We start from the raw sequence: 7,012 nt of genomic DNA, 5'->3' as shown, positions 1-7,012 counted from the left end.
ACCGCCGTGTTGCTTTCGACCGTACTCGTTCGAAAGCTATCGTTGGTAATCTCTTCAACGACCTGGGCAAGCGTTACGCTACCCGTGAGGGTGGCTACCTGCGCATCCTCAAGTGCGGTTTCCGCGCTGGCGACAACGCGCCTATGGCGTACGTCGAGTTGGTTGATCGTGCTACTGCTGGCGAAGCTGTATCCGCCGAGTAAGACGTCAGTCTGAAACAAAGAACCGGGCCTAGTGCCCGGTTTTTTGTGCCTGCAAGAAAATGCGCTTTACGTACAAGCTTCTGACACAGGTCAGCTGGCACTATGGCTTGGGAGTCATAATTAGTAATTTTCTATCGATAAGCACAAGTTAATGAATTTGTGGCTGTCACATTGATGATCAATACTTCCTAGCAAGCCGATTAGCCGGCAGTTTCAAGACTGACAGAGGAAGAAGACCGTATGAGCCAGATCAAAACGCTTACGACCGCCAGTGGCGCACCTGTCGCTGACAACCAGAATTCTCGTTCCGCCGGCCCCCGTGGCCCGCTGCTGCTCGACGACTTTCATCTGATCGAGAAGCTCGCTCACTTCAACCGTGAAAACATTCCTGAGCGTCGCGTGCACGCTAAAGGCTCGGGCGCCTACGGGACATTCACCGTGACCCGTGACATCACCGAGTACACCAGCGCCAAATTGTTTGACTCGGTCGGTAAACAAACCCCGACGTTTCTGCGCTTTTCTACCGTGGGTGGCGAGCGTGGTTCGGCCGATACCGAACGTGATCCGCGCGGTTTTGCTCTGAAGTTTTATACCGAAGAAGGTAATTGGGACATCGTTGGCAACAACACGCCCGTGTTCTTCATTCGCGATCCACTGAAATTCCCTGACTTTATCCATACGCAAAAACGCCTGCCGCAAAGCAACCTGAAAAGCGCGCAGATGATGTGGGACTTCTGGTCACATTCGCCTGAAGCGCTGCATCAAGTGACCATTCTGTTCTCCGATCGCGGTATTCCTGACGGCTACCGTCACATGCACGGCTTCGGCAGCCACACTTACAGCCTTGTCAGCGCAAAAGGTGAGCGTCACTGGGTGAAGTGGCACTACAAAACCAAGCAAGGCATCAAGAATCTTTCGCCCTCCGACGCTGCACGCCTGGCGGGTACTGATCCGGACTACGCCCAGCGCGATCTGTTCGAGGCGATCGAGCGCGGTGACTTCCCGAAATGGCGGGTGTGCATTCAGATCATGACCGAAGCGCAAGCGGCGGCGCACTGCGAGAACCCGTTCGACGTGACCAAAACCTGGTCGCAGAAAGAATTCCCGTTGATCGAAGTCGGTGAGTTGGAACTGAACCGCAACCCGCTCAACTATTTCGCTGAAGTCGAACAGGCAGCTTTCGGCCCGAGCAACATGGTGCCAGGCGTTGGTCTGTCGCCGGATCGCATGCTGCAAGGTCGCGTCTTCGCTTACGCCGACGCCCATCGCTACCGTGTTGGTACCAATCACCAGCAATTGCCGGTGAACGCGCCACGCAGCCCGGTCAACACCTATCAGCGTGATGGCTCGATGGCGTTCGGCAACAACGGCGGCGCAGCGCCCAACTACGAGCCGAACAGCTACATCGAATCGCCCAAACAAGCTCCGCATTATGCTGAGCCTGCGCTGGCCTTGAGCGGCGCGGCTGATCGTTACGATCACCGCGAAGACACCGATTACTACAGCCATGCCGGTGCGCTGTTCCGCTTGATGAGCGACGATCAGAAGGCGCTGCTGGTGAATAACATCGCCGGCGCCATGGCTGGCGTTTCGAGCGATGTGATTGACCGTCAGTTGCAGCATTTCTACAAAGCCGATCCGGCGTATGGAGAAGCAATCGCAAAGCTGCTCAACGTACAGCTTAACGAAGTCTAAACGAGAAGCAGAACCGCCCTCATTTGGGCGGTTTTTGCGTTATTTAGGCTGCTTTTCTAAGAATATCTTCGCTTTTATTGCGTGTGACGGGTGACCTTCCAGTCAGGTTGGTTCAAACTACAGACTTTCAAGTAGGGAGATGTAGGGCGATGCAAGGCCACCCAGACGTAATCGATTACCTCAACACGTTGCTGACCGGCGAACTGGCCGCGCGTGATCAATATTTCGTTCATTCGCGGATGTATGAGGACTGGGGGTTCACCAAACTCTACGAGCGAATCAACCACGAGATGGAAGAAGAAGCAGGTCACGCTGATGCATTGATGCGTCGGATTCTGATGCTCGAAGGCACCCCGCGCATGCGCCCGGATGATCTGGATGTCGGCAGCACGGTGCCAGAGATGCTTGAAGCAGATCTGCGCCTGGAGTACAAAGTCCGCGCGGCGCTGTGCAAAGGCATCGAACTCTGCGAGCAGCACAAAGACTATGTCAGCCGCGAGATTTTGCGGGTTCAGCTCAACGACACTGAAGAAGATCACACCTACTGGCTGGAAAAGCAGTTGGGTCTGATCAAGCTGATCGGTCTCGAGAACTATCTGCAGTCCCACACTTCCTGATTGCAGAAGATACAAAAAAGCCCCTGTCACTGTTGAAGTGACAGGGGCTTTTTCATGGCTGACGTTTAAGCCCGATCGCGGATCAGCAGCGGTTTAAGGTAATGGCCGGTGTGAGATTGCTTCATGTCGGCGACTTCCTCTGGCGTACCTGTGGCAATGATTTGCCCACCCTTTGAACCGCCCTCAGGGCCGAGATCCACCAGCCAGTCGGCGGTCTTGATCACGTCGAGGTTGTGTTCGATCACCACCACGGTGTTGCCGTGGTCGCGCAGGCGATGCAATACATCGAGCAATTGCTGGATATCCGCAAAATGCAGGCCGGTGGTCGGCTCATCGAGGATGTACAGGGTCTTGCCGGTGTCACGCTTGGACAGTTCACGAGACAACTTGACCCGCTGTGCTTCACCACCGGACAACGTCGTCGCCGACTGCCCGAGCTTGATGTACGACAGGCCGACGTCCATCAACGTTTGCAGCTTGCGCGCCAGCGCCGGCACTGCGTCGAAGAACACCCGGGCTTCCTCGATGGTCATTTCGAGGGTTTCGTGGATGCTCTTGCCCTTGTATTTGATTTCAAGGGTTTCGCGGTTGTAACGCTTGCTCTTGCACACGTCGCACGGCACGTAGATGTCCGGCAGGAAGTGCATCTCGACTTTGATCAGGCCATCGCCCTGACACGCTTCGCAACGGCCACCCTTGACGTTGAACGAGAAACGCCCCGGGCCGTAGCCGCGGGAGCGTGATTCCGGTACGCCAGCGAACAGCTCGCGGATGGGGGTGAACAGACCGGTATATGTCGCAGGGTTGGAGCGCGGTGTACGACCGATAGGGCTCTGGTCGATGTCGACGACTTTGTCGAGATGTTCCAGACCTTTGATGCTGTCGTGTGCTGCCGCTTCCAGTGTCGTCGCGCCATTGAGTGCGGTGGCGCTCAGCGGGAACAGCGTATTGTTGATCAGCGTCGATTTGCCCGAGCCGGACACGCCGGTCACGCATGTGAGCAAGCCAATCGGGATTTCCAGATCGACATTGCGCAGGTTGTTGCCGCGTGCGCCCTTGAGCGACAGCGACAGCTTCTTGTTGCGCGGCGTGCGTTTGGCCGGCACTTCAATCTTCACCCGACCTGACAGGTATTTACCGGTCAGGGAGTCCGGGTGTGCCATGACTTCGGCCGGCGTACCTTCGGCAACGATCTGCCCGCCGTGCACACCGGCACCCGGGCCGATATCCACCACGTAGTCGGCCAGGCGAATCGCGTCCTCGTCGTGCTCGACCACAATCACCGTGTTGCCGATATCGCGAAGGTGCTTGAGCGTGCCGAGCAACCGGTCGTTGTCACGTTGGTGCAAGCCAATGGACGGCTCGTCGAGGATGTACAAGACACCGACAAGACCCGCACCGATCTGGCTGGCCAGACGAATCCGCTGCGCCTCGCCACCGGACAGCGTGTCAGCGCTGCGATCCAGCGACAGGTAATCCAGACCAACGTTGACCAGGAACTGCAGACGCTCGCGGATTTCCTTGAGGATCTTGTCGGCAATTTCACCGCGACGACCAGTCATCTTCAGCTCGCCGAAGTAAACGCAGGCATCGCCGATCGGCAGGTTGGTTACCGCAGGCAGGGTCTTCTCGCCTACCCATACATGTCGCGCTTCACGACGCAAACGCGTACCACGGCAATCCGGGCACGACTGAGTGCTGAGGAACTTGGCCAACTCTTCACGCACGCTCGCCGATTCGGTTTCGCGGTAGCGACGCTCCAGGTTCGGCACGATGCCTTCGAACGGGTGCGAGCGTTTGACGATATCGCCACGGTCGTTCAAATACTTGAAGTCGACATTCTGTGAACCGCTGCCGTGCAGGATCTGTTTCTGCTGCTCGGCGGTCAGTTCATTGAACGGTTTTTCCAGGCTGAACTTGTAGTGCGATGCCAGCGAGCCGAGCATCTGGAAGTAATAGACGTTGCGCCTGTCCCAGCCACGTATCGCGCCCTCGGCCAGGGTCAGCTCGCCGTTGACCAGACGTTTGATGTCGAAGAACTGCTTCACGCCCAGGCCATCGCACGTCGGGCAGGCGCCGGCCGGGTTGTTGAAGGAAAACAGTTTGGGTTCCAGCTCGCTGATCGCGTGGCCGCAAATCGGGCAGGCGAAGCGCGCGGAGAAGATCATTTCTTCGCCCGGCTCATCGTCCATCGGTGCGACCAGGGCGATGCCGTCCGCCAGTTTCAGCGCGGTCTCGAAAGACTCGGCCAGACGCTGCTGCAGATCGGCGCGCACTTTGAAGCGGTCGACGATCACGTCAATCGAGTGCTTCTTCTGTTTATCCAGTTTCGGCAGCTCGTCGAGCTCGCAGATGCGGCCATTGACCCGGGCGCGGACGAAACCTTGCGCGCGCAACTCTTCGAAGACCGACAGGTGTTCGCCTTTACGCTCGCGGATCACCGGGGCCAGCAACATCAGTTTGCTGCCTTCGGGCTGCGCCAGCACCAGGTCGACCATCTGGCTGACGGTCTGCGCCTCCAGTGGAATGTCGTGATCCGGGCAGCGCGGCGTGCCGACGCGAGCATAGAGCAGGCGCAGGTAGTCGTAGATTTCGGTGATGGTGCCGACCGTGGAGCGCGGGTTGTGCGAGGTCGACTTCTGTTCGATGGAGATTGCCGGCGACAGGCCTTCGATGGTGTCGACGTCGGGCTTTTCCATCATCGACAGGAACTGGCGGGCATAGGCCGACAGCGATTCGACATAGCGGCGCTGACCTTCGGCGTACAGTGTGTCGAAAGCCAGGGACGACTTGCCGGATCCGGACAGGCCGGTGATTACGATCAGTTTGTCCCGTGGCAGGGTCAGGTCGATGTTCTTCAGGTTGTGGGTACGGGCCCCACGTATCAGGATCTTGTCCAAAGTGGCCTCGCTCGGCGGGCGTCGAAAACGTAGGAGTATACGGGCAAATACTGGATGGATGCACACTATCAAACGAAGGGTTTTTTGCCTTGGATGAAGAGAGTTTCATCTATACGCGTCAAAGCGTCGCGATCTACCCCGTCTTTCGATGGGACTGGTAGAATCGCCGCCGGTTCACACGAGGTTTTTCCATGCACGATCCCCACAGCGAACGCATGAGTGGCAGCGAGACCCGCGCGGCGAGCGGTCTGGCCCTGGTGTTCGCCTTCCGTATGCTGGGCATGTTCATGGTGTTGCCGGTGCTGGCGACCTACGGCATGGATCTGGCGGGAGCGACCCCGGCCCTGATCGGCTTGGCCATCGGCGCCTACGGCCTGACCCAGGCAATTTTCCAGATTCCGTTCGGGGTTATTTCCGACCGCATCGGCCGTCGTCCGGTGATTTACCTCGGGCTGATCGTCTTCGCTCTGGGCAGTGTTCTGGCTTCACAGGCTGATTCTATCTGGGGCGTGATCGCCGGACGGATCCTGCAAGGTGCCGGCGCCATTTCCGCGGCGGTGATGGCTCTGCTTTCCGACCTTACCCGCGAGCAGCACCGCACCAAAGCCATGGCGATGATCGGCATGACCATTGGCCTGTCGTTCGCCGTGGCCATGGTCGTCGGACCATTGCTGACCCGCGCGTTTGGTCTGTCGGGGTTGTTCCTTGCCACCGGTGGCATGGCGCTGGTGGGCATCGTCATTGTGATGTTCATGGTGCCGAAATCGACCGGGCCGCTGACTCACCGTGAGTCTGGTGTAGCGCGTCAGGCCTTGATGCCGACGCTCAAGCACCCCGACCTGCTGCGCCTCGATTTAGGTATCTTTGTGTTGCACGCGATGCTGATGTCGAGCTTCGTCGCGCTGCCTCTGGCACTGGTGGAAAAAGCCGGTTTGCCCAAGGAACAGCACTGGTGGGTCTATCTCACCGCGCTGCTGATTTCGTTCTTCGCCATGATCCCGTTCATCATCTATGGCGAGAAGAAACGCAAAATGAAACGAGTTTTGCTCGGCGCCGTGACGACGCTGATGCTGACTGAGCTATTCTTCTGGCAGTTCGGCGACAGCCTGCGGGCTCTGGTGATCGGTACGGTGGTGTTCTTCACCGCGTTCAATCTGCTGGAGGCCTCATTGCCGTCGCTGATCAGCAAGGTTTCACCGGCAGGCGGGAAGGGCACGGCCATGGGCGTGTATTCCACCAGCCAGTTCCTCGGTTCGGCACTCGGCGGGATACTCGGCGGCTGGCTGTTTCAGCATGGCGGTCTGTCGGTTGTGTTCCTTGGATGCGCGGGTCTGGCTGCCATCTGGCTGGCCTTTGCTGTTACCATGCGTGAACCTCCCTACGTGACGAGCCTGCGCTTGCCGTTGTCGCCCGAGGCGATCCGCGAAGCGGGTCTGGTCGAGCGCCTCAAGGCCCTCGTAGGGGTAACCGATGCAGTGATAGTTGCTGACGAAGCGGCTGTTTACATCAAACTGGACAAAGAATTAGTGGATCGCGACACCCTCGAACGCCTGGTGAACAACCCGGCCGAGGCTGCTTGCGGCGCTTAGGAGAACGT

Annotated in this window: 5 protein-coding genes; 4 read left to right on the top strand and 1 reads right to left on the bottom strand. The window is 58.2% G+C overall.

The features are described from left to right. The 3 genes from ACIPIZ_RS17150 to bfr form a co-directional block, all read left to right on the top strand. Positions 1-203: bL17 family ribosomal protein (locus ACIPIZ_RS17150; protein WP_401166228.1), on the top strand; the 203-nt coding region annotated here is incomplete at its 5' end. A 240-nt stretch (positions 204-443) separates the two neighbouring features. After that, the gene (locus tag ACIPIZ_RS17145) at positions 444-1,898 is read left to right on the top strand and encodes a catalase (RefSeq protein WP_122661442.1); all 1,455 of its coding nucleotides are present in this window, start codon (positions 444-446) and stop codon (positions 1,896-1,898) included. A 149-nt stretch (positions 1,899-2,047) separates the two neighbouring features. Next, entirely contained in the window at positions 2,048-2,515 is a 468-nt protein-coding gene (gene bfr / locus ACIPIZ_RS17140; RefSeq protein WP_053124309.1) for a bacterioferritin, read from the top strand. A gap of 65 nt (positions 2,516-2,580) precedes the next feature. Here the strand turns inward: bfr and uvrA are convergent, their stop codons facing one another. Beyond that, positions 2,581-5,415 (bottom strand): excinuclease ABC subunit UvrA, encoded by a 2,835-nt coding sequence (uvrA, locus tag ACIPIZ_RS17135; protein ID WP_401166226.1) that lies wholly within the window; start codon positions 5,413-5,415, stop codon positions 2,581-2,583. Between the two features lie 191 nt (positions 5,416-5,606). Here uvrA and ACIPIZ_RS17130 point away from each other — a divergent pair, with 191 nt between their 5' ends. Beyond that, positions 5,607-7,004, top strand: a complete 1,398-nt coding sequence (locus ACIPIZ_RS17130) for an MFS transporter (protein WP_064392258.1) — start codon at positions 5,607-5,609, stop codon at positions 7,002-7,004. The last annotated feature ends 8 nt before the right edge of the window (positions 7,005-7,012 follow it).

Origin of the sequence: Pseudomonas sp. NPDC087690 (genome assembly GCF_044743175.1) — a bacterium.
Lineage (GTDB): Bacteria > Pseudomonadota > Gammaproteobacteria > Pseudomonadales > Pseudomonadaceae > Aquipseudomonas.
Note: the sequence above shows the minus strand (reverse complement) of the source record. Positions and strands in the feature narration are given on the sequence as shown.